The sequence below is a fragment of the Streptomyces sp. UC4497 genome, assembly GCF_054871485.1.
Genome location: NZ_JBTYHB010000001.1, coordinates 275,670 through 298,189 on the forward strand (window position 1 = coordinate 275,670; position 22,520 = coordinate 298,189).

A 22,520-nucleotide genomic window follows, 5' to 3' on the forward strand; every position below is an offset into this window, starting at 1 on the left:
CCCCTCCCCCGAACACGGCAACACAGCGACACAGCGACACAGCGACAAGCAGAGGAGAAGGCCCCGTGAGCACCCTGGACGCCCTGGACAGCGACGAGCGGTTCGTCGTCGAGACCGTGCACGACTTCGTCGACAAGCAGGTCAAGCCGGTCGCACAGGAGTTGGAGCACGCCAACACCTACCCGGAGGCCCTCATCGAACAGATGAAGGACATGGGTATCTACGGGCTCGCCGTCCCGGAGGAGTTCGGCGGCACCCCCGTCTCCATGCCCGCCTATGTCCTGATCACCGAGGAGCTCGCGCGCGGCTGGATGAGCCTCGCGGGCGCGATGGGCGGGCACACCGTCGTCGCCAAGCTGCTCACCCTCTACGGGACCGAGGAGCAGAAGGCGACGTATCTGCCGCGCATGGCGACCGGCGAGCTGCGCGCGACGATGGCGCTGACCGAACCGGGCGGCGGCAGTGACCTGCAGGCGATGCGCACCACGGCCCGCCGCCAGGACGACGGCACGTATGTCGTGAGCGGCTCCAAGACGTGGATCACCAACTCCCGCCGCTCCGGCCTCATCGCCCTGCTGTGCAAGACCGACCCGGACACGACGCCCACCCACAGGGGCATCTCGATCCTGCTCGTCGAGCACGGTCCTGGGCTCACCGTCTCCCGCGACCTGCCCAAGCTGGGCTACAAGGGGGTCGAGAGCTGCGAGCTGTCCTTCGACGGGTACGTCGCCGCCGCCGGCAGTGTCCTCGGCGGGGCGGAGGGCAAGGGATTCGGCCAGATGATGAAGGGCCTGGAGACCGGCCGTCTTCAGGTCGCCTCGCGCGCCCTCGGCGTCGGCCGTGCCGCCCTGGAGGACTCGCTCGCGTACGCGCAGGAGCGGGAGTCGTTCGGCAAGCCGATCTGGCAGCACCAGGCGATCGGCCACTATCTCGCCGACATGGCCACCAAGCTCACCGCGGCCCGCCAGCTGACCCTGCACGCGGCCCGGGAGTACGACGCGGGCCGGCGGGTCGACATGGAGGCGGGGATGGCGAAGCTGTACGCGTCCGAAGCGGCGATGGAGATCGCCCTCAACGCCGTCCGCATTCACGGCGGTTACGGCTACTCCACCGAGTACGACGTCGAACGCTACTTCCGCGACGCGCCACTGATGATCGTCGGCGAGGGCACGAACGAGATCCAGCGGAACGTGATCGCGGCTCAGCTCGTCAAGCGAGGGGGCCTGGACGCGTGAGCGGCGCCCAGGTGTAGCGGACGCGCACACCGTGGTCCCGGAGCCAGCTCGTCTCTCTGTGCCGGAGTTCGTGCGCGGACTCCGGGGCGATCGCGCAGGGCCAGCGGACGAGGACCGCGGTGACATCGCCGGCCCGGACCAGCTGCCGCACCCGTCGCCAGCCCGTGCGCCGGGCCGGGTCGGGCTCTCCGTAGGTGTCGGTGACGACCTCGGCGATCGTCAGACCGCGCTCCTGGGCGAACGCGCGGCCTTCCGTCTGCGCGCACTGCGTGGCCGTCCCGGACGCCTCCGGGGTCCGGTCGGCACATACGTACAGCACGGCGGGTGAAGCGGTGTCGCAGTGGGGGGTCATGGGCGCCTCCTGTGGGTGGCTCGAGGAGAATGGATTCCTCGCCGCGCGAGGGTGAAAGGGCGGGGCCGCGCGACCCCTTCCGGTCTCCATGGACTCAGGAGAAGGCCGTCAACTCGGCCCAGACAACCTTTCCTTCGGCCCGCGACGAGCGCGCGGAGCCCCAGCGGTTCGCGAGCTGCTGGACGAGGAACAGGCCTCGCCCGCCCTCCTCGCCGGGGCCCGCGCGGTGCTCGGGCGGCTGCACCGGGGTGGGGCTGTCGTCGTGCAGTTCGATGCGCAGGCTCCGCTCGTCGCCGGTCAGCCTGAGGCCGCACAGGACGTGATCGCTGTCCGTGTGCAGCAGCGCGTTCGTCGTCAGCTCGGAGATCAGCAGCACCGCGTCGCAGCAGGTGTCGCCGGGCACCCCCCAGGATCGGAGCCGCTCGCGCACGGTGTCGCGGGCGGCTCTCGCGCTCGTGCGCAGCGCGGGAAGTCCGAACCAGTACTCCCGCCCGGGCGTGGCTAAAGCGGGGGACGACGCCGGGGTCAGGGGCGTGGGGAGAGTCACGAATGTCGCCTTCCAGTGCCTTCCGCGGGGCGGGCGCGGTGTGGGGGTGCGGGCTACAGCTCGAGCTGTGAGAGGCACGGGCCCAGGCAGACGCCCGGCGTTGGCATGCCGACGACGACGGCAGCACCGCGCGCCCCCTCCGGGCCGGATGCTGCGTCAGAGCCGTGCCGTGACCGCTCACAGTGCAACTATGCGCGTGATCACGCTCACGCTGCAACCGACTCCCTGATAATTTCAGCAAGCGGGGTATCACTCTGGCGTCATCATCAAGTCACTGCAAGAATGGTCTTGTTGATGAAGCTTCAGGGAGGTAGGGCGTGAGTGAGGCCCGGTCCGGCACCAGCGCGCCGACAGTGCTGCGCATGATCCTCGGCCGCAGGCTGCAGGATATGCGACTGGCTGCCGGTGCCTCGCTGGAGGACGCGGCAAGGGCACTGCGCGTGAAGACCCTGACGATCCGCCGGCTGGAAAAGGCCGAAGTAGCGCTGAAGCCTCTCTATGTGGAGAAGCTCCTGGAGACCTTCGGCGCGGGCCGCCAGGAGATCGACGAGTTCGTCGACCTGGCCGAGCAGGCCAACGAGCCGGGCTGGTGGCACTCCTACCGGGACGCCGTCCCCAGCTGGTTCACCGCCTACGTCAGCCTGGAGACCGACGCAAAGACCCTGCGCACCTACGAACCCCAGTACGTCACGGGCCTCTTGCAGACCCCCGATTACGCGCGCGCCGTGCTGCGCGGCGGCCTGCCGAACGGCAGCGAGGAGGACCTCGAGCGCCGGGTCGCGCTGCGGCTGCGCCGCCAGGGCCTGCTGGAGAAGGAGGACGCCCCCACGTTGTGGGTGGTCATGGAAGAGGCCGTCCTGCACAAGGAGGTGGGCAGCGCCGACGTGATGCGGGAGCAGATCGAGCGCCTCCTGGACGTGTCGGAGCTCGCGCACATCAGCCTGGACATCGTGCCCTTCTCCGCAGGCGCACATGTCGGGGCGTGCGCACCGTTCACGTACTTCCGGTTCGAGGAACCAGAGCTGCCCGACATCGTTTACAGCGAACTCCTGTCCGCATCCGTCTATTTGGACCAGCGCGCGGACGTGGTCGCCCATCTTGAGGCGCATTCGCGTTTGGCGCTGCTGACGTCGTCGGATGACAGCAGGGCGCTCTTGAACCGTATGCGCAAGGAGTACTCAACATGACGGTCGTCGAAGAGGGCGTCTACAACGGGATGCCGGCCCGCAACCTCGGGGAGCAGGGCTGGGAGCGCCCCTGGAGCGGGCCCAACGGTGGACAGTGCGTCGAGACGAAGCTGCTCGCCGACGGCCGCGTGGCCGTGCGGCAGTCGACCGACCCGGCAGGACCGGCGCTCATCTACACGCCGGAGGAGATCGCCGCGTTCGTCCGCGGCGTCAAGCAGGGCATGGCCGATCACTTGGCCGCCGGATGAGCCGGCGGCCTGCGGGACGGACACCGACACCTATACGGTTCCCGGCCTGAGGACCGACACCCACACCTACGAAGGGGAGCACATGACCACCAGGCAGTCCGGCCGGGACCTCGACACGAGCAAGGCCCACTCGGCCCGGATGTACGACTACTTCCTCGGTGGCAAGGACCACTTCGAGGTCGACAAGGAGGCGGCCATGGTCGCCGCCAAGGCCCACCCCGGCCTGCCTGTCACCGCCCGTGAGAACCGCGCGTTCATGCACCGTGCCACCCGCGTCCTCGCGCAGGAGCACGGCATCCGCCAGTGGCTCGACATCGGCACCGGCATCCCCACCGAGCCCAATCTGCACCAGGTCGCCCAGTCCCTCGTGCCCGAGGCCCGCGTCGTGTACGCCGACAACGACCCGCTCGTCCTCAAGTACGCCGAGCGCCTCATGCGCAGCACGTCCCAGGGACGCACGGCCTACATCGAGGCCAACGTCACCGACCCCGACTCGCTCCTTGACGCCGTGCAGGACGCCGAGGTCCTGGACTTCACCAAGCCCATCGCGCTGTCGCTCAACGCGCTGATGCACTTCGTCACCGACCCGCACGACCCGTACGCGATCGTGCGCCGGCTGCTCGAACCGCTCCCGGCCGGCAGCGCCCTCGCCATGAACCACTGCACGCCCGACTTCGACCCCGAGACGTGGAACGGGGTGGCGGAGGCGTACACCAACTCCGGGACGCCGGTGCAGTTCCGCTCGCACAGCGACGTCCGCCGCTTCTTCGACGGGCTCGACCTGATCGACCCCGGCATCATCTGCTGCCACCGCTGGCGCCGCGACAACCCCGAGGACGGGACGGAGATCGCGGACGCCGAGATCAGCCTGCTGGCGGGCGTGGGCATCAAGCACTGAGCGGGGCCCGGCCGTTGGCGCCGGTCGGCGTGAACCGTATGCGCGGCCCTCAGCCGCGCCGGTTCCTCCGGTACCGGCGCGCCAGCACCAGACCTCCCACGACGACCACGGCACCACCCCCGGCCGCCCCGCCGATGGCGAGCGGGGAGATGGTCCGCACGCGGCCGTGGACGTCGGCCGGCAGCGCGGTGCTGTCGTTGCCGTGGGTACGGTCGTACTTGCCGACGACGCGGACCGTGCCTCGCGCACCGGGCACGTCGTCGTCGATGCGGACGCGGACGGTCACGGAGGTGCGCGCGCCCTTGCGGCCGTCGATCTGCTCGAACGCGTCACTGCGCAAGCGGCACCGCCACGCGCGGGAGCCCTTCGCCGGGCGGTCGCACGCGTTCGTCATGGGGTCGCCGTCCACCGTGTACGGCGTGCCGGTGATCGTGGTGCCCTCCGGCGGGACGATCTCGAAGCGGTCCGGGGTGATGCCGGGCAGCTTGCCCCCGTTGACGTTGCGCGCGCCGATGCGCACGCTCACGGTCTGCCCGATCTTGCCGCGGACGGCTCCCTCGACGACCGGCGCGTAGTCGACCTGCGCGGTGCCGCGCACGATCAGTGCGCCCCAGGCGTTCGTGTTGTCACCGGCCTTGATGTCACTGGTGGGAACGCGTTCGAGCTTCAGCTCCGGGCCACTCCCCCGGTGCGGATAGACCCCCTTGTCCCGTACTCCGTAGAGCAGTTGATAGCGGACGCTCTCCGCGGGCATGTCCGCGTCCAGGTGGCCGGTCATCGGCCGGGCGATCCGCCACGCGCTGTGCGGCGGCAGTGGTGTGTCGAACTCGCACCAGACGAGTTCGGTCCCCGCCAGCCCCTCGTCCGAGGCGTCGTCCCCGGCCTCGGGGTACCAGCAGTTGCGGTACTTCTGGTCCACCGACAGATGGCGGCCGTAGGCGCTCATGCGCAGCGCGAACCGCTCGACCGGCCAGCGGCTCTCGTTGGCGAGGCCCGGCCGCAGCGCGACCGGCTCTCCCGGCTCGACCAGACCGGGCACCCGCTCCGCCCCGGCGGACGTCAGGTCGGGCGGCTGGATCTCCATCCGCATGTCCGCGCGCACCGCCGCGGCGTTGTCGGCGCGCGCGGTGATGTGCACGGCCCCGCCGTCCCCGGGGGCGGCCCCGTCCTCGCCACGCAGGTAGAACGGGCTGAAGTGCGTCGCGTAACGCAGGGAACGCGGGTCGAAGCGGCAGCGGAACACGTCGTCGTCCCCCGTACAGCGATGCCCGGGAGTCAGCGTGCCGACGTCCTTCAGCTCCCGGGCGTCCACAGTGATCTCGACATTGCGGGCCACGCCGCCGTGCGGTTTCACGAGCATCCTGGGGGCCTCGAATCGCGCTCCGGCACCCTCATCGGGGTCGTAAAGACCGGACGCCTCTGGCACGTCGAGCGTGAGCCGGACCCGACCGCCCGGCTCCTCCGCGGCGACGACCGGCGTCGCCGCCCCGGTCACGGCCAGCAGCGCCCCGGTCACCAGCGCCGCGGCCCGCTCTCCGAGGCGCCGCCCCTGTCCGCGTATCCGCAATGCCACTCCCCCGTACTCGGTCCCGCGCCGGCCCCGTTGGTCGACGGGGCCTCGAAGGCACCCTACGAGAGGCCTTCCGGACCACTGCGAGCCGGTCCGTGCGACCGATGACTTTTGGCGCCCCGTGCAGTCCACCCCTGCGAACGACCAAACAGCGCGCAAGCGCCCCACCGTCCGGAGGCCCCATGTCCACCACCGGCAAGGCCCTGCCGCCCGTCGTCGACCGCTCCACGTGGGAGAAGGAACTGGCGGCGCTGCGGGTCCGTGAGAAGGCAGCCACGCGGGAGCTCGACGCCATCGCCGCGCAGCGGCGCCGGCTGCCGATGGTCGAGCTGCCCGAGTACGTACTGGAGGGCGAGGACGGTCCGGTGCGGCTCACCGAAGTCTTCGGTGAGCAACCGCAGTTGATCGTCTATCACCACATGTGGCACGAGGGCGCGGAGTGGCAGTGCGGTGGCTGCACCGGCTTCACGTCCCAGTTCACGCGGCTCGCGGGGCTCGAGAAGTTCGACGCCCGCTTCGTGATCGTCACGCAGGGGCCGATCGACGAGGCGCTCGCGTACCGGCGCAAGGTCGGCAACACGATGACCTGGTACTCCACCGCGAACAGCGAGTTCGGGGCCGACCTCGGCGCACCGCCGAACGCCGGGTTCGCGGTCAATGTGTTCCTGCGGGACGGCGACACCGTGTACCGCACCTGGCACACCGACGGCCGCGGAACCGAGCAGCTGAGCTATCTGTTCGGCCTGGTTGACCTGCTGCCGTACGGTCGGCAGGAGGAGTGGCAGGACTCCCCCGCGGGTTGGCCCAAGTCGCCGACCTACAGCCGGTGGGCGTCACCGCAGGAGATCGCGGAGGCGTACGGCGAGCGCGGCTGAGGTCAGGCGTCCTCGACACCGAGCACGCGGTGCACGGTCTGCTGGGCTTCGTAGAAGTCGGTGTCGGAGACGTCCGGGTCGTCCTCGGTCTGCTCCAGCCATTCCGACATCTCGTCGGGCGACCAGCGGTCGAAGTCCTTGGGGATGTCCAGTGTCGTGGTGTTCATGCGCAGCCGGGCGACGGCTGTCGCTTCCTCAACGCCGATCGTGTTCACTTCGGTCATCGCGCCCCTCCCATCGGGTCTTCACGGGATCGGACCGGCGACCTTGCCAGACGCGCCCCGGGAGTGTCCAACCGCGACATCACGCACAGTGAGGAGCGCTCACCGAACCCTGGCCCGGAGTGCCCGGTTGACCTCCGGAAACGGTCACTCGTGGTGCTCCGCGCCGCCGCGTACGACGAGGACCGGGCAATCCGCGTGAAGGAGCAGGGCCTGGCTGACCGAGCCCATGATCAGGCCCTTGAAGCCGCCCCGGCCCCGGGCGCCCACGACGATCATGCGCGCCTCCTTCGACGCCTCGATCAGGACCGGGCGCACCCTGCCCTCAAGGAGTCGCCGCTCCACGGAGATGTGCGGGTGCGCGGCAAGCCCGGGGGCGAGGGCGTCGGTGAGGGTCTGTCCGGCCTGCTTGCGCAGTTCGCTGATGTTGGACACGAGCGGGCTCAGCGCGCCGTGGTGGCCAGGTCCCTCGGCGGACCAGGTGTTCCAGACGTGCAGGGCGAGCAGTCCGGTGCCGCGGCGCTCGGCCTCGCCGAACGCCGCGTCGACCGCGGCCTGCGCGTCGCCCGACGAGTCCACGGCGACGGCGACGAGGCCGTCCGGCTCCGCCCGCCCCCGAACGACGAGGACGGGGCATTCGGCGTGGGCGGCCAGGTACACGGCGACCGAGCCGATCAGCAGCCCGGTGAAGGCGCCCAGGCCTCGGCTGCCGACGACGACCAGGGCCGCCTCCTTCGAGCGGGCCGTCAGGACGGTCAGCGCCTCGCCCGTGACGACCTCGCCCTCGATGTCGCCCAGGTCCGGCTCCGCGGCGCGGGCGTGCTCGACGGCCGCCGTCACCACGGAGCCGGCCTGCCCGCGCAGCGCTTCCGCCGCCGCTGCGAGCCCGGCGGCACGCATGTGCGGCCAGATGAACGCGTGCACGATACGCAGCCCGAGGCCACGCTCCCGCGCCTCCCGGGCCGCGACCGACACGGCCTCCAGACTCGACTCGGACCCGTCGGCCCCGACCAGCACATGGCCTGCCATGCGTGCACTCCCTGTTCCCTGACGTTCCCCGTCGTTCCCTGTCGTTCCCTGGCACCGTCCGTGGCCGTCTTCGCGGCCCGGTTCCAGCGTGACCCGGCCTGCCGGGCGGCGCACGGCGAGCCCCGGGAGGCCGGGCCCCCAGCCCGTCGTCGACACCCCATTGCCCTGGCCGAACCAGCGGTGTCACCATTGGTTCATAAATCGCTGGTTCATCAGTCGGTTCGAGCCCCGGGGAGCACACGTATGGCACGCACAGCGCGATGGATGGCGGGCGGCACGGCGGTCGCGGCCGCCGGGGCCGGGATGGCGTGGCTGTGGCGGCACCAGGAGGAGGTCGCGTTCCGGCGGCCCCTGAACGAGTGGACGTTCACGCACATGTCGACGGTGCTGCCGGTGGCGGCCGTGCCCGCCGCCGAGCAGGTGCGCCCGCTGCCATCGGGTGACATGCCGCCCGCGTTCACGTACGAGTTCCGCGGCACGCGCCGCACCCTGGAGGAGCTGCACGCGCGGACGCACACCACGGGGTTCGCCGTCCTGCACCGCGGGCGGCTCGTGCACGAGAGCTATCCGGGCCGGTTCGGCGGGCCCGCTCGGCGCTTCCAGCTCTTCTCCCTCACCAAGTCGGTGACGTCGGTGCTGCTCGGTATCGCCCTGGCGGAGGGCACGGTGGGCTCGGTCGACGACAAGGTGGTGACGTACTGCCCCGAGCTGGCCGGGTCGGCCTTCGACGGGCCGACGATCGCGGATCTGCTGGACATGACGAGCGGGGCCGGCGGCGTCGAGGACTACGAGGACCCGCAGGCGCCCGTCAACCGTCTGATGCGGGCCGTGACCGGGCGTGGGTCGGTGCTCGACGTGGTTCGTTCCGTCGATCCCGGAGCGGCCCCCGGCACGTTCTTCAACTACTCGACCCTCGATACGCAGGTCCTCGGCTGGGTGGTCGAGGCCGCCACCGGCATGCCGCTTGCGCAGTACGCCTCCGAGCGGCTGTGGAGCAGGATCGGCGCGGAGACGGCCGCGTACTACGGACTCTCGCGCAGCCGCCCCCGGACCGCCGTCGGCGGCGGGTCGTTCAATGCGACGGTGCGGGACATGGCCCGGGTGGGGCTGCTCATGGCGCGCGGCGGGGCCGTCGACGGGGAGCAGATCGTCCCCAATGAGTGGGTCGAGCGTGGCCGTGGGAGCGGTAAGGAGTTCCTGCGGCCGGGGGCGCTCAGCGAGTTGTACCCCGCGCACTACGGCTACGCGAACCAGTGGTGGACGCTCGGCGGCAAGCACCGCGCCTTCACCGGGCTCGGCATCTACGGGCAGTTCCTGTGGGTCGATCCGGTGGCGGACGTCGTCGTGGTGAAGACGAGTGCCTGGCCCGCGGCCGAGGATCCGGACCGGGACGCCGAGACCGTGGCGGCGCTTTCGGCCCTGGTCACCCACCTCGCCACGGCGGAGTGATCGGGCGGGCCGGTGCATAGGATTGGCGCCATGACAGACCACGGCGGCAGCACGCCGGCACCGGCCGCCCGCACCGCCCGGCGCGGCCGGCCACCGTCCACCGCCCTCAACCGGGACCGGATCCTGGACGCCGCCCGCGCCCTCCTCGCACGCGAGGGCCCGGACGCCCTCACCCTGCGCCGCCTCGGCGCCGAGCTCGGCTCCAACCACACTGCCGTGCTGCGCCACTTCTCCGGCAAGGAGGAGATCCTCCTCGGGCTCGCCGAGCAGCTGATCGAGGAGGCGGTCACGGGGTACGAGCCGACCGATTCCTGGCGCGAGACCCTGGCCGGCCTCGCCCGCCGGGTACGTGGTGCCTGCCTCACCCACCCGCAGGTCGCCGCCGCCGTGGCCGGCCGGGTCTCCCGCCGCGACGCCGAGTTCCGGGGCGCGGACCTCGTCATCGGCGCGCTGCGGCAGGCCGGTTTCGGCGACCGCGAGGCCGCCCGCTACTACCGCGCGCTCGCCGACACCGCCCTCGCCATGGGCGCCCAGGAGGCGGCCGTCGCCGCGCTGGACAGCACGGCCCGGGAGGGCGACCGGCTGGCGTGGCGGCGCGAATACCTGGCCGTGTCGCCGACCGCCTATCCGCACCTCGCGTCGGTCGCCCCGCACCTGGCCGACGCCGACGAGGACGACCAGTTCGAGACCGTACTCGGGCTGCTGCTCGACGCGGTGGAGATGCGGGCGCCGCGAAAGCCTTGATGAGGCAAGTCGCGGAAGCCTTGATGAGACGATATGGCCCCGCGGCCGCCGAACATCCACGACGATGGGGCGCGGAGACGATGGGGCGGAGACGATGGGGGCGCCGACCATCGTCGCGTCGGGTGAAGGAGACCGGGCCGTGTTCGGATTGCTGTCCAAGCTCGCGGAGTTGCTCGCCCAGTTCGGCGCGGGTCTCGTCACGCTCCGGCGCACCGCGCAGGACACCGATGTGGCGGCCGCGCTGCTGCGCTGCGCGGTGGAGCTGCAGGATCTGTGCGTACGTGGTGACCGGCTGCTGGCCCTCGCCGACGACCTGCTCGACGGTGCCGACGGGCCGGGTACGGCGCAGGAGTTCGTGCGTCTTGTGAACGTCCAGGCGGAGGCGGTCGGCGCACTGCGCGGCACCCTCGTCGAGTGTCAGGTGCTGATGGCCACCGTCGACGCGGAGGTCTACGTGCAGCTCGCGCCCCTCCTCGACGCGAAGTCCGGCCTGCTGGCGCGGTGGCAGCACCAGGCCACGATGAGCGCGCTGTCGACGACGACCCTGTTCTTCCTGCCGAGAGCGGCGCTGGACGAGGCCCTCGCCGTCGGCAGCGCCCACGCGACCCCGGACGGGCTGGCCGACGACCGCACGGACTACCTCCTGGCCGTCGGCGAAGGCATGCGCGCCGCACGCGCCCGCGAGGTGCGCGACCTCAGCCGCGCCGCGGCGACGCGCCACGCTGCCGCCGTCAGGGACGAGTTGGCGGACGCCAGGGACGAACTGGCGCGCGCCGGCGCCCTGTGCCAACAACTCGTGGACTCCGTGCAGGAGGCCGTGGGCCCCGAGGCGATGGCGCGGCTGCGGCGGCAGTTGGTGCCGAAGCAGGGGGTGGCTAGGCCCGGCCGGACCCCTGCCCAGTAGCGGGCTTGTTCACCTTCTCGTACAGCTCGGGGTCCCGTGGGAACCCCGCCTTGGCGAAGGCCAGAGAGCCCGCGCCGGTGGCCAGGATCCGGATCGCGTCGAGGCTGAGGGCCCCGGCGAGCCGCTCGGTGTTGAACTGCAGGCGCTGGAAGAGTCCGCTCCCCCGCGCGTCCGCCGCGATGCGGACCTCGTCCATGGTGATGTCCTTCGTCCGGAAGTCGAACCGGAGTTGCAGCACGGCCCGGTTCTCCCCGCCGTCCCGCAGCACCAGGTCGACGCTGCCGGCACCCTCCGGGTAGAGAACGACCTCCGCCTGTGCCCCGGTCAGCCGGTCCAGGAGCAGATCGGTGAACGTCGCCGGGGTGATCGGCACCAGCGACTTCCAGATCTCGATGAACTCCTCGTCCAGCCGGCCGACGAGCAGCCTCGGCTCCAACGACCTGAACTCCGCGACCGTGAGGCCGGCCACCAACTGCCTTTCACCTTCCCTGACTTGGGCGCGCGGCGCCGCAACGTTTGGTTCCAGTACCAGACCGACCCCGCAGCGCACCAGATGGTCCCAGACCGGGTCCTTCGGGAAGGGCGGCAGACTCCAGTCGTCCGCGCACGCCTCCCAGCCCCGCTGCCACCACGCGACGGCCTCCAGCGAACGCAGACCGAACCGGAGCGCGCCCGCGATCTCGCAGCGCACCAGCAGACCCCTCGCCGAGACGGTGTCGAGGTTCACGCCCGGCTCCCCGGCGGCCGTCGCGAAGCGCTCGGCGGTGGCGAGGGTCTCGGCATGGCTGATCAGCGGCGGCGCGTCCGATACCACCACCGGAATCGGCGACTGGAGCACCCGCACCGGGTCCTCAGGGGCGAACACCACGTCGTCGGCGAGGACGATCAGCGGCCTGACGTCGTCGCCGTCGATCATCACGAACTCGAGCGCCGGGTCACCCGTCGGTGTGTGACTCCTCGTGACGCGCTTGATGTCACAGACGGGCAGGCTGAGTGTCTCGCCGATCGCCGGTATCTCCACGCTGATCCGCCCGCCGTCCACGGTGGGCCACAGCCCCAGTACCTCGGTGAACGCCGTCGCGATCTCACGGGTCAGCGCGCTCTCGTCCCGCTCACGCCTGGCGGGCAGGACCTTCAGGGAATCGAGATTGGCACGCACCGTCCCGGTCAGCGCGTGCCCGTCGCCGAGCACGCGCAGACAGTCGGCGAGGGTGTGCTCGAAAGCCGCGGCGGCACGCTCGGCCTGACCGGACGTCAGATATGCGGTGGCGAGGTCGTTGCGCGCGGAGAGGGTGCCGGGATCATCGGGCCCGCTGACCCGTCGCCGCTCCGCGACGGCCAACTCATAGAGCGGCACGGCCTGTTCGGGCCGATCGTCCGCGAGCCATCCGGCGAACCAGATGGAGGCGAGGTTCGCGAGCGTGGACACGGTGACGTGTTCGTCCGCCCCGACGACCCGCACCACACCGGCCAGGAGCCTCTCCTGCGCCCCGAACGCCTCTACGTAGTTCCGCTCCCGGTAGTACGCATGGGCCAGCTCCCCGCAGGCAGCGAGCGTACGCGGATGATCCTCGCCCAGCGTGCGGACACTGTCGTCGTACTGCCGCCTCAGACCGTCGATCCCCATGCAACCGATGGTCCCTCAACGGGCCTTGCTTCATCTCCAACTTCCGTGACCTGCACGCCGTGCGCGCCGAGCCGAAGAAGGGTGCGAAGGTGGATGCTGGCTCCTGGGCCTTCCGTACCTGGGAGCCGTTGAGGTGTGCACACCGCGATCGAGGAGGAGACAAGAGTTCATGGGGCCAGTGGAGGCGGCGATATCTCTCATGGCATTCGGTGCGGTGTTCGGGGTCGCGGGCGCCGGGAGCCTGTTCAAGAGGCGATGGCTGCGGCGCAACGGCGAGCGGGCGTCGGGCACCGTCGTCCGGTTGGACGCGAGCTCCGGCCGTGACGGGACGTCCTACCACCCGATCGTCCAGTACCGGGCCGGCGACGGCAGTCTGGTGGAGTCCCGGTCGTCGTTCGGAAAGGGCCGGTCCTCAACGCTGCGACCCGGCACACCGGTCACGGTCTTCTACGATCCGGCCAAGCCGCGGCGGATGGCCATCGACGGCTACGCCACTGGCGGGCTGTTCCTCTTCTCCCTCGTCGGAGCCGTCATCTTCGCTGGTGGCGTGTTCGTGCTCGGTCGAGGGTGACCTGACGGTACGGCGCAGGATGCCGTACGGCGTGCGTACGAGTTCCTGGACCGGCGGGTCGACGACGCGGCCGGTAGCCCGCACGGTCTGCCGCGCAGCTACACCGGTGGGTACATGGCGCGGCACCACTCCACGATCGCCTTCACGTACGACGTCGCCCTCGTGGTCATCGCCTACTGCGCCCGGGGCACGGACGCCGACCTGAAGCGGGCCGGCGTGCCCGGGTACGCCGGGGGTGTCAACGCGCAGGGTGATGTCGTGCGTTGGAAGTCCAGCGAGCACAACGCCGATGTCGCGGGCTTCTATCGTGGTCTCGCGGCGGCGGGCGAGAGCGAGTGGGCCGGCCGGGCGGACGTCGCCGGCGACTTCCTCGATGCCATGTGGGACCGCGACCACGGTGCCTTCTGGACCGGGACGGGAAACGACGGCCGGACCGTCAATCGCACGCCGGTCCCGGAGGACCCGCAGACCTGGTCGTGCCTGGTTCACCTTGGCGGCCCGGCGGGCCAATCCGTTCGTAGTGACCCGATGAGCCAGGGGCGCAGGACTACTCGGCACCTGGGGCGTGCTGGACGTCAAACCCCTTCCGTGTGCGCGGGCGGTCGGTAATTCCGGTCGCGCGGTGGCGTCGATGGGTTATCGTGTCCGGGATTTCGCGCGGCAGGTCCTCTGCCGCCCCGCTCGGCGCGCTCGGCGTCGACACGCACCGCGTGCCCTGCCCGGAAGGAGGCGAGAGACATGGACCGTGCTGAATGCGTTGCGGCCATAGTTGCCTCCGGCCGTGTGCCCTCCCTCCTCTTCGGCGCGCGGTAACTCTTCCCCCTTCTTGTTTCTTGTCTTCGGCATCTTCCTGAGATGCCGCGTCACGAGATGTCCTGGCCTGCCCGGTTGGTCGCCGCGCGGTCCGCGGGGGCGCGTGCCCGAAGACGGGCCCTTCTTTTGCTGGTCACCGTGATCTCGGCACTTTCCGCCTCACGACCGGCAAGAGCACCGGCGTGAGTTGACACGTAGCTGGTGAGGCAGGCCCCGGGTGCTGTCCGCGGTTCCCGCTGCCCTGTCGCCATGCCGTGTCCCCGTGCTGCGTACACCGGCCCGTCGCCGCCACTGCGACCGTCCCTGGCCGGCTGTCTCGACAGCACTTCGACACGAAACGTGCGTGATCGCCATGAGCAAGAAACGTCCCGGAGGGGAATCCCTCCCGTCCGCCCCTTCCACCGCTGCTACCGACCGTTCCCCGGACCGCGAGGTTCTCGCTGCGCCTCCAGCGCCGTCACCGGATCCGAAGCGCTGGTGGGCGCTGGCCGTCATCGCCCTCGCCCAGCTGATGGTGATCCTTGACGGCACCATCGTGAACATCGCGCTGCCCTCCGCCCAGCACGCTCTCGGCATGTCGGACGCCGACCGGCAGTGGGTGATCACCGCCTACACACTGGCCTTCGGCGGGCTGCTGCTGCTCGGCGGGCGGATCGCCGATCTGGTGGGCCGCAAGCGCACCTTCGTCATCGGCCTGGCCGGGTTCGCCGCGGCGTCCGCGCTGGGCGGCGCGGCGGCCGGTCCCGGGATGCTGTTCGCGGCGCGGGCCCTGCAAGGCGCGTTCGCGGCGGTCCTGGCGCCCTCGGCCCTGTCGCTGCTGTCGACGACGTTCACCGATCCCAAGGAGCGGGCCAGGGCGTTCGGGGTCTACGGTGCGCTGGCCGGCGGCGGCAGCGCGGTCGGGCTGATCGTGGGCGGTCTGCTGACCGAGTACCTGAACTGGCGCTGGTCCCTGTACGTCAACGTGCCCATCGCGCTGGCCGCCCTGCTCGGCGCACCGGCCTTCCTGCGCGACCGCTCCGGCCGCCGGGCCGGGCACCTGGACGTGCCGGGCGCGCTGCTGGCCTGCGGCGGGCTCGTCGCCCTCGTGTACGGCTTCAGCGAGGCCCAACCTCGCGGCTGGTCCAGCCCGTTGGTGCTCATGCCGCTCGTGGCCGGCGTGCTCCTGCTCGTCGCCTTCGTGTGGTGGCAGAGCCGCGCGGCGAACCCACTGCTGCCGCTGCGCATCGTCAAGGACCGCGTCCGGGCCGGATCGCTCGCGACGATGGGCCTCGCCACCATCGGCATGTTCGGCGCCTTCCTGTTCCTGACGTACTACCTGCAGGTCGTCCTCGGCTACCCGCCGGTGCGAACGGGCCTGGCCTTCGTGCCGATCTCGGCCGGGATCGTCATCGGCGCGACCCAGATCGCGGCCCGCCTGCTGCCACGCACGGCACCGCGCACCCTGATGTCGTCCGGCATGGTGCTGGCCGCCGCCGGCATGGTGCTGCTCAGCGGCCTGACCGTGCACGCGCAGTACGTCACGCACGTGCTGCCCGCCCTGCTGCTGCTCGGTCTGGGCATGGGCCTGACCTTCATGCCGGTCTACGCGACGGCCACCGCCGGTGTGCCCGCGCAGGACGCCGGTGTGGCCTCGGCCGTCCTCAACACCGTTCAGCAGATGGGCGCTTCGCTGGGCACCGTACTGCTCAACACCATCGCCACCGGCGCCACCAGCCGTTACGTCCACTCGCACGTGCACGATCCAGCCCACGGTGGGTCGACCCTCGACGAAGGCATGGTGCACGGCTTCTCCGTCGCCTACTGGTGCTCGGCGGGCGTCCTGCTGCTCGCCGCCCTGGTAGCGGGCCTCACCGTACGGCTCAAGACGCCGAAGCACACCGGAAACGACGCACCGGCCTAGCGAGCCGGGGCCGTGTCGTGGCCGTCCCGGCCCGCGGCGGGCGATCCGTAACCGCTCCAGCACGGGAACGAGCATGGGGTTGTCGCCCCGCTGGCCGGGCGAGGTCTGCCAGACCAGCGGGTGGGACCGGTCGTCGACCAGGAAGCGACCTTCCCCCTTTTTTGTGGGAAGTCACTTGGCGGCCGGTGCCGGGCTCGGGCCGCATGCTGGTGAGCGCGGCAGGAGGTGGAGTCGATGTTCACCCGGCGGTGATCCGCCCATTGCCCGCCCGGGGCACCGTTCACCGGCAACAGTGACTCGACCTTCTGCCTCTGCGCGTCAGTACACCGACGCTGATTCACCCACCCCAGCAAGAGCCATCAGAAACGCCCTAGACCGGTGCCTGCGGCGGCGTCGCGCCGGGCGTGCTGAGGGCGTACGTGATGCCGGTGTCCAGGTCGGTGTCGTAGCCGACACGGAAGGCGGTCTCGTAGGCGTGGTCCCCGATGAGACGGCGGGCCCGTGCTTCGCATTCTTGGCGGGAGGCCACGAGTGACGGGGTACCCATCTGGGGCCGGCCGAGGGCGCGCCAGGTCTGGTCGGCGACGCCGAGGAGGCGGGCGGCCTGTTCGGCGCGCCCGGCCGCGACGGTCGCGCAGGCGAGTACGTCGACGGCCATGGCGATGCCGACGCCGTTGCGGAAGCGGCGCTTGCCGTCGAGGGCGGTGCGGGCGTGGGCCGCCGCCTCCTCGGCCCGGCCGAGGCCCAGCGCTGCGAGGGCCAGTACGTAGTCGCCCCAGGCGCGGGCCCAGGTCTCGCCACGCCGGGCGCCCTCGGCGCACACGTCGCTGCCGACGGCCACGGCATCGGCGAACTCCCCGAGGTAGACGTGGACGAAGCCGCGGGTGGCCTTCACCGAGAACCACGCCGGGTCGTACGGGCCGCTGCCCGGCCGAGTGCGCGGCGCCGCGTCGAGCGCCTCGGCGGCCTGTGCCAGCTGACCGCGCAGCGCGAAACTGATGCCCTCCAGGAAGGCGGCGACGAATCCGGCGCCCTCGTCCGTCTCCTCCGCCACGGCCTCCCGGAAGGCGGCGGCGAGCCGCAGGCCGGCCTCGGCGTCCCCCAGAATGATGGCGACGTGGCCGCAGGCCCACAGGGCCTTGGCCTGGTGCAGCCCGGGGGCCGGGTCCTGGGCCAGGGCGCGGTCCAGATAGTGCCGGCCCTCCTTGGCGTATCCGCAGGAGGTCCAGAAGAACCACAGCGTCCCGCCAAACTCCAGGGCCCGGTGCCCGTCCTCCTCGGCCAGGCAGAACTCCAGCGCTGCACGGAGGTTGGCGTGCTCGGTGACCATGCGTTCGTACCAGGCGGTCTGCTGCGGCCCCATCCAGACGGCCTCCGCCCGGTGGGCCAGCGCCTGGTAGTGGTCCCGGTGGCGTCGGCGCAGCGTGTCGTCCTCGCCCACGGCGCGCAGCCAGTGGGCACCGTACTCGCGGATCGTGTCCAGCATCCGGTAGCGCTCTCCGCCCCCGGTGGGCTGCCAGATCAGGATCGACTTCTCCGTCAGCGCGCCCAGTACGGCGGGGATCTGCTGGGCGGGGAGGTGGTCGTCGGCGCAGACCTGCCGGGCCGCTTCGGCGTCGAAGCTGCCGGCGAAGACCGAAAGGCGGGCCCACAGGAGCCGTTCGGCGGGGGTGCACAGCTGGTGGCTCCAGCCGATCGCGGTGCGCAGGGCCTGATGCCAGGGCGGATCGGCGTCGGTGTCGATACCGTCGGTGTCGCCGAGGACGGCGAAGCGGTCGTCGAGGCGGTCGGTCAGGTCCCCTACCGGCAGGTCGCGCAGGCGGGCCGCTGCCAGTTCGATCGCCAGGGGCAGGCCGTCCAGGCGTCGGCAGAGCCTCACCAGTTCCGCGTGTTCGGCGTCGGTGACCGTGAAGCCGGGCACCGCCTCCTTTGCGCGCATCGTCAGCAGGACCACCGCATTCGCCGTGCCCGCCCGGGCGTCGTCGGCGTCGGGCACGGGCAGCGGCTCGACCGCGAGGACCCGTTCGCCGTCCGCGTTCAGGACGCGGCGGCTCGTGGCCAGGATCCGCAGACCGGGCGCGGCCTTCAGGAGGGACTGGGCGAGGAGCGCGCAGTCGTGGACCAGGTGCTCGCAGGTGTCGAGAACCAGCAGCAGCTCCCGGTCGGCCAGATACTCCGCGAGCACCTCGGTCATCGGGCGGCTGGTCTGGTCCGCCAGCGGCAGGGCCTCGGCGATGACGTGCGCGAGCAGATCGCCCTGTTCGCGCAGCGGGGAGAGCTCCACCAGCCAGGCCCCGTCGTGGAAGCGGGGCTGGAGCGCGGCGGCGGCGTCCAGTGCCACCCTTGTCTTGCCCACGCCGCCGACGCCGGTCAACGTCACAAGGCGTACCGGATCGTCGGGGGAGGCGTCGGTGAACAGCCGCTCGATCTCCGCCACTTCCTCCCGGCGGTCGACGGTCCCCGTCCGCGGCGCGGTCAGGTTCCCCATCCGCCGCTCTTCGCCAGGCTCCCCGGCCCGCCACTTCGCCGCCACAACGACTGCCCTCCTCGGCCCGGCCCACGCCCTGCCGCGTGCACTGACGGCAGCCTGCACCCGTGCGTCACGCCGCGTGACCATTGACAGCAAACTGCCCGCATCCGCCGTACAGCGGATCGCGGCGGATCACGTGGGATCGCTTGGGGGTTCGGGCTGACCTTTTCGGTGTGTAACCCCCACGTCCAAGAGCCATCAGAAGCGCCCTAGGGCCTTGGACCTCCTACGGCTGGTCCGCGTCAATCATTCACGGGCCCGATGCCGCGTTCGGCCACGCCGGGGCAGTGTTGTGGCGGACCCGCCGACAAGGAGCGCACGATGTCGTACTTCGAGAACATGCAGTACCCCGAGCCCCGCTACCATGGCGACAAGGGCGAGGTGAGCGCGTCGTTCCGCTCGGCCGACACCCCGCCGGAGGTGTCATCGCCCGGCGGGTCCACCAGTTACCTCGCCACGCAGGAGTCGACCGGCGGTGAATTCGGGCTCTACAAAGGCGTGTTGGGGCCGCGGTCCGCCGGTGCGAAGGAGCACTTCCACCGGGCGATGTCGGAGTCGTTCTATGTCCTGTCCGGCGAACTCGAGCTCTACGACGGCGAGAAGTGGGTGACCGGCCGGGAGGGAGACTTCCTGTACGTGCCCGCCGGCGGTCTGCACGCTTTCAAGAACGTGACCGACGACCCCGTGTCCATGCTCGTGCTCTTCGCTCCCGGCGCCCCGCGCGAGGACTACTTCGAGCGGGTCGCGGAGATGTCGCAGCGCGGTCCCGAGGAGCTCAAGGAGTTCCGCGTCCGGCACGACAGCTACTTCGTGGAGGACTTCGACTTCGGGGCGGGACGGGCGCAGTAGCCGGCGGGCCCGGCGCCCACCGGTTTCAGAGCAGCCACCGCGCGCGGTGTGGACGACGCAGGCCGCTGCGGCGAAGAGGACTTTGGTCCCGGTTTGCCCGTCTCGTGCCGGGCAGTACGACCGATGCGTCCGGCCCTCCGCCGGCCCGTGCACCGAACCGTCCGACCGAACCACCCAGTGGAAGCGACAGAGCATGCCCGCCAGCAATCCGAACGACTCCGCCGACCGCCTCGCCGATCTCGCCGTCGCCGCCTTCACCCGCGAGGTGTTCCTGACGCCGAAGCCGGGGCTGCCGGACTGCCGGACCGCGCAGACCCCGGCCAACACCGTGTTCTCCTCCCTCGTCGACGCCGGTGTCGGCCTGCACGGATCGTTCCGCGCCGCCGCCGAGGCCGGGGCCGACCTGGACCGGCTCGCGGCGGCCTGCGCCGACGCGCAGCGCCATGTTCCCTACGTCGCTTCCCTCAACGGCCTCGACGTGGCCGCCCGCTCGCTCTGCCTGCTGTCGGCCGCGTGGGCGCAGGGCGTCGAGAGCGCCGACGACGCCTGCCGCCTCGCCCTGGACCTCGACGCGCGCGTCGAACCCACCGGGGACTTCCGTGACGGCTACCGGGCCATGACGGCCGAGGACAGGGAGCGCCACCTGGCCACCGCGCTCACCGTCCTGCCGGAGCTGCGCGCGGCGCGGGAGCGGGGCGTCCCCGAGGAGACCGCGCAGCTCGACGCGCTCCTCACTCTCATCGCGTCCCTCGACGACATCCGGGTGGCACAGGACAAGGGCCCGTTGGCCGTCCGCATGATCCGGCAGGACGCCGCCGCCGTGCTCGCGGCGGGCGGATCCGGCACCGCGGAAGGGAGCCGGCTGCTGTCCGAGCTCGACGAGGAGATGCTCCGCTACGGGATCTGCCCGGCGGCGAGCGGCGCCCTGCACACGGTGCTGCTGTTCCTGGACTCCGTCGTCGAGCGCCCGCTGCAGGCCGCGGCCTGACCCGCGGTCCCGGAGCGGCAGCACCGTGTGGCGTACGCGGACTGGCCCGGCCCGGCCCCGACACCGAGGCTGATGGGCACCGGCCACGTCGCGTACAGGAGGCATTCCCCCCGCATGGACGCCACCTCACCGGTGCCCGACGCCCGCACCCACCTGGCGCTCCAGTCGATCCGGGAGCTCCTGGCCGCCCAGCGCCGACGAATCAGGAAGTACGCCGAGTCGTACCAGGACGGGGACCGCGGTCGGGACCGGGATCAGGAACAGGAACAGGGCCAGAGCCCGGGCCAGGGCGAGGACCAGGACCAGGACCAGGACCAAGGCGCCGCCGCACCGACGGCCCCTGTCTCGTCCACTCCCCTGCCGCCGACGCCCTCCGGACGTGAGGTGCTCGAGGCACTGTCCGTTCCTGCGCTCCTGGTGGCCCCGCTCCTGGACGACGACGGCCGGATCCGGGACGCCCTCCACGTCGCCCGGAACGCGGCGGCCCTCGCCTACGCCGGCGAGCGCCTCCCGCAGGGCGGTGTCCCCCAGTGGAGTCGACCCGCCTCGCTGTTCGAGCGGTTTCCGTCCCTGGCCGGGTCGCCGCTTCCCGACATGCTGACCGAGGCCCTGCGCCGGGGCGCACCGCAGGGGCCCACCCTGGTCGAGTGGGTGATGACCACGACGCACGGCCCGGTGCGGATCAACGATCAGGTACGGGTGGCCCCGTGCGGCGAGCATCTGCTGATCACCTGGGAGCGCGGCCACCGGCTGCACATGGCGACGGCCGCCCAGCAGCTGGTGCGCACCTGCTGGGCGGAGTGGAACCTGGGCGACGGCGGGGTCGATCCGTCGCGCGGCTTCCGCCAGGTCCTCGGCATTCCCGGCCACGCGGACATCCCCACGCTGTCCGAGCTGGCGGAGACCGTGACCCCGGAAAGCCTGCCCGATCTCTACCGGACGCTGTACGACGTCATCCTGCGCAAACGCGCGAGCGTCTGCGAACTGCGCATGAGCGGAGCCGGTTCCCGGGTGATCCGGATGACCGCGGAGCCGGTGCGGATCGCCCCCGGCAGCCTGGTGTGGGCGCTGCGGGCCGTGCTCACGGACGTGACCGCCGAGCGGCGCCGTCGCGCAACGGCCGAGCGCGCGGAGCGCGAGGCACGGCGCCAGCGCGAGCGCGCCGAGGCCGTCGTCGAGGTCGCCGGCGTCCTGCGCGAGGCGGTCCTCCCGCATTTCCAGGACGAGCCGGCCGCCTATGGGCTCGAGGCCACCACCGTGTACCGGCCCGACGCCCGGGAGGCCGGGGTCGGCGGCGACTGGTACAAGGCGCGCAGGCTCCCCGGCGGGAGTCTCCTCGTCGCGCTCGGCGACGCCCGCGGGCACGGTCTGGCCGCCGTCACCCTCATGGCGAAGCTCCGCTACGCGCTCGCGGGCCTCGCCTACACCGAGCAGCGCGTCGAGCAACTCACGCAGTGGCTCAACGAGTTGGCCTGCGCCGACGGCACCGAGTCCACCGCGACCGCGATCATCGCCCGCTACCACCCGGACGAGGGCCTGCTGCGCTGGACCTGCGCGGGCCATCCGCGCCCGGTCCTCCTGCGCGACGGCACGGCCCGCCAACTCCCGGACCCGGAGGGCGGACCCGGCCTGCCGCTTGGGGTTCTGCCGGGGACGCCGTACACCACGGCGGAGGTGTCCTTGCGCGTCGGCGACATCGTCCTGATGTACTCCGACGGGCTGACCGAGCGCCGCGACAGCGACCCCGACCTCGATACGCAGCGCTTCCTCGACGCGGCACAGGAGTGCCTGGGCGGCACCGCCCCCGGCGCGGGGCACGAGGCGCTCAACGAGTACGCCGAGCGAATCGTCGGCGTACTCGACGGTCCGCACCGGTCCGACGACGCGACGCTCCTGGTGCTGCGGCGTACCGCGATGTCCCCCTCGGCGCCTTAACGACCGCTCAGCACCCTTCCCCGCCACGCCGGTGGACCTGGCCTG

Annotated in this window: 21 protein-coding genes; 14 read left to right on the plus strand and 7 right to left on the minus strand. The window is 71.5% G+C overall.

Annotation, left to right across the window (positions count from 1 at the left end):
- The first annotated feature begins 65 nt into the window (after nucleotides 1–65).
- Nucleotides 66–1,235: an acyl-CoA dehydrogenase family protein gene (locus ACYSUO_RS01170; RefSeq protein WP_461774065.1), complete on the plus strand. Its 1,170-nt coding sequence runs from the start codon at nucleotides 66–68 to the stop codon at nucleotides 1,233–1,235.
- Here the strand turns inward: ACYSUO_RS01170 and ACYSUO_RS01175 are convergent.
- Together ACYSUO_RS01175 and ACYSUO_RS01180 are read right to left on the minus strand one after the other, a co-directional pair.
- The gene (locus ACYSUO_RS01175) at nucleotides 1,210–1,587 is read right to left on the minus strand and encodes a recombinase family protein (RefSeq protein WP_461774066.1); all 378 of its coding nucleotides are present in this window, start codon (nucleotides 1,585–1,587) and stop codon (nucleotides 1,210–1,212) included. The two genes, ACYSUO_RS01170 and ACYSUO_RS01175, sit on opposite strands and share 26 nt — an antisense overlap.
- A gap of 94 nt (nucleotides 1,588–1,681) precedes the next feature.
- Entirely contained in the window at nucleotides 1,682–2,116 is a 435-nt protein-coding gene (locus tag ACYSUO_RS01180) for an ATP-binding protein (protein ID WP_461774362.1), read from the minus strand.
- A gap of 335 nt (nucleotides 2,117–2,451) precedes the next feature.
- Here ACYSUO_RS01180 and ACYSUO_RS01185 point away from each other — a divergent pair, with 335 nt between their 5' ends.
- The 3 genes from ACYSUO_RS01185 (at nucleotide 2,452) to ACYSUO_RS01195 (ending at nucleotide 4,467) form a co-directional block, all read left to right on the plus strand.
- A complete protein-coding gene (locus ACYSUO_RS01185; RefSeq protein WP_461774067.1) occupies nucleotides 2,452–3,321 on the plus strand; it encodes a helix-turn-helix domain-containing protein in 870 nt (289 codons plus the stop codon).
- Nucleotides 3,318–3,569, plus strand: coding sequence for a DUF397 domain-containing protein (locus ACYSUO_RS01190; protein WP_426896469.1), 252 nt, complete (start codon nucleotides 3,318–3,320; stop codon nucleotides 3,567–3,569). Before ACYSUO_RS01185 ends, ACYSUO_RS01190 begins: the two co-directional genes overlap by 4 nt.
- A gap of 82 nt (nucleotides 3,570–3,651) precedes the next feature.
- Entirely contained in the window at nucleotides 3,652–4,467 is an 816-nt protein-coding gene (locus ACYSUO_RS01195; protein WP_461774068.1) for an SAM-dependent methyltransferase, read from the plus strand.
- 49 nt (nucleotides 4,468–4,516) lie between these two features.
- On the opposite strand, the gene ACYSUO_RS01200 is transcribed toward ACYSUO_RS01195, so the two are convergent.
- On the minus strand, nucleotides 4,517–6,034 hold the full coding sequence (locus ACYSUO_RS01200) for a hypothetical protein (protein WP_461774069.1): 1,518 nt from the start codon (nucleotides 6,032–6,034) through the stop codon (nucleotides 4,517–4,519).
- A 185-nt stretch (nucleotides 6,035–6,219) separates the two neighbouring features.
- Here ACYSUO_RS01200 and ACYSUO_RS01205 point away from each other — a divergent pair, with 185 nt between their 5' ends.
- Nucleotides 6,220–6,912 (plus strand): DUF899 domain-containing protein, encoded by a 693-nt coding sequence (locus ACYSUO_RS01205; RefSeq protein ID WP_461774070.1) that lies wholly within the window; start codon nucleotides 6,220–6,222, stop codon nucleotides 6,910–6,912.
- Between the two features lie 2 nt (nucleotides 6,913–6,914).
- On the opposite strand, the gene ACYSUO_RS01210 is transcribed toward ACYSUO_RS01205, so the two are convergent.
- Together ACYSUO_RS01210 and ACYSUO_RS01215 are read right to left on the minus strand one after the other, a co-directional pair.
- Nucleotides 6,915–7,136 carry a hypothetical protein gene (locus ACYSUO_RS01210; RefSeq protein WP_461774071.1) on the minus strand — a complete coding sequence of 74 codons (222 nt, stop codon included), beginning with the start codon at nucleotides 7,134–7,136 and terminating at the stop codon, nucleotides 6,915–6,917.
- A gap of 144 nt (nucleotides 7,137–7,280) precedes the next feature.
- A complete protein-coding gene (locus ACYSUO_RS01215; protein ID WP_461774072.1) occupies nucleotides 7,281–8,162 on the minus strand; it encodes a universal stress protein in 882 nt (293 codons plus the stop codon).
- 243 nt (nucleotides 8,163–8,405) lie between these two features.
- On the opposite strand from ACYSUO_RS01215, the gene ACYSUO_RS01220 reads away from it, so the two are divergent.
- From ACYSUO_RS01220 to ACYSUO_RS01230, 3 genes are all read left to right on the plus strand, one after another.
- Nucleotides 8,406–9,611: a serine hydrolase domain-containing protein gene (locus ACYSUO_RS01220; RefSeq protein ID WP_461774073.1), complete on the plus strand. Its 1,206-nt coding sequence runs from the start codon at nucleotides 8,406–8,408 to the stop codon at nucleotides 9,609–9,611.
- A gap of 30 nt (nucleotides 9,612–9,641) precedes the next feature.
- A complete protein-coding gene (locus ACYSUO_RS01225; RefSeq protein ID WP_461774074.1) occupies nucleotides 9,642–10,355 on the plus strand; it encodes a TetR/AcrR family transcriptional regulator in 714 nt (237 codons plus the stop codon).
- Between the two features lie 139 nt (nucleotides 10,356–10,494).
- The gene (locus tag ACYSUO_RS01230) at nucleotides 10,495–11,259 is read left to right on the plus strand and encodes a hypothetical protein (protein WP_461774075.1); all 765 of its coding nucleotides are present in this window, start codon (nucleotides 10,495–10,497) and stop codon (nucleotides 11,257–11,259) included.
- Here the strand turns inward: ACYSUO_RS01230 and ACYSUO_RS01235 are convergent.
- Nucleotides 11,231–12,886 (minus strand): tetratricopeptide repeat protein, encoded by a 1,656-nt coding sequence (locus ACYSUO_RS01235; RefSeq protein ID WP_461774076.1) that lies wholly within the window; start codon nucleotides 12,884–12,886, stop codon nucleotides 11,231–11,233. The two genes, ACYSUO_RS01230 and ACYSUO_RS01235, sit on opposite strands and share 29 nt — an antisense overlap.
- A 169-nt stretch (nucleotides 12,887–13,055) precedes the next feature.
- Here ACYSUO_RS01235 and ACYSUO_RS01240 point away from each other — a divergent pair, with 169 nt between their 5' ends.
- From ACYSUO_RS01240 to ACYSUO_RS01250, 3 genes are all read left to right on the plus strand, one after another.
- Complete coding sequence (locus tag ACYSUO_RS01240; RefSeq protein WP_461774077.1) at nucleotides 13,056–13,457, plus strand: DUF3592 domain-containing protein; 402 nt, start codon at nucleotides 13,056–13,058, stop codon at nucleotides 13,455–13,457.
- Nucleotides 13,458–13,571: 114 nt separating this feature from the next.
- Complete coding sequence (locus ACYSUO_RS01245; RefSeq protein WP_461774078.1) at nucleotides 13,572–14,066, plus strand: hypothetical protein; 495 nt, start codon at nucleotides 13,572–13,574, stop codon at nucleotides 14,064–14,066.
- 556 nt (nucleotides 14,067–14,622) lie between these two features.
- Nucleotides 14,623–16,173 (plus strand): MFS transporter, encoded by a 1,551-nt coding sequence (locus ACYSUO_RS01250; RefSeq protein ID WP_461774079.1) that lies wholly within the window; start codon nucleotides 14,623–14,625, stop codon nucleotides 16,171–16,173.
- Nucleotides 16,174–16,543: 370 nt separating this feature from the next.
- Here ACYSUO_RS01250 and ACYSUO_RS01255 read toward each other — a convergent pair whose 3' ends face one another.
- Nucleotides 16,544–18,661 carry an ATP-binding protein gene (locus ACYSUO_RS01255; RefSeq protein ID WP_461774080.1) on the minus strand — a complete coding sequence of 706 codons (2,118 nt, stop codon included), beginning with the start codon at nucleotides 18,659–18,661 and terminating at the stop codon, nucleotides 16,544–16,546.
- A 363-nt stretch (nucleotides 18,662–19,024) separates the two neighbouring features.
- Here ACYSUO_RS01255 and ACYSUO_RS01260 point away from each other — a divergent pair, with 363 nt between their 5' ends.
- From ACYSUO_RS01260 to ACYSUO_RS01270, 3 genes are all read left to right on the plus strand, one after another.
- Nucleotides 19,025–19,552 (plus strand): cupin domain-containing protein, encoded by a 528-nt coding sequence (locus ACYSUO_RS01260; protein ID WP_461774081.1) that lies wholly within the window; start codon nucleotides 19,025–19,027, stop codon nucleotides 19,550–19,552.
- Between the two features lie 193 nt (nucleotides 19,553–19,745).
- Nucleotides 19,746–20,540 carry a triphosphoribosyl-dephospho-CoA synthase gene (locus ACYSUO_RS01265; RefSeq protein ID WP_461774082.1) on the plus strand — a complete coding sequence of 265 codons (795 nt, stop codon included), beginning with the start codon at nucleotides 19,746–19,748 and terminating at the stop codon, nucleotides 20,538–20,540.
- Between the two features lie 114 nt (nucleotides 20,541–20,654).
- Nucleotides 20,655–22,475 (plus strand): PP2C family protein-serine/threonine phosphatase, encoded by a 1,821-nt coding sequence (locus ACYSUO_RS01270; RefSeq protein ID WP_461774083.1) that lies wholly within the window; start codon nucleotides 20,655–20,657, stop codon nucleotides 22,473–22,475.
- Nucleotides 22,476–22,520 lie beyond the last annotated feature (45 nt).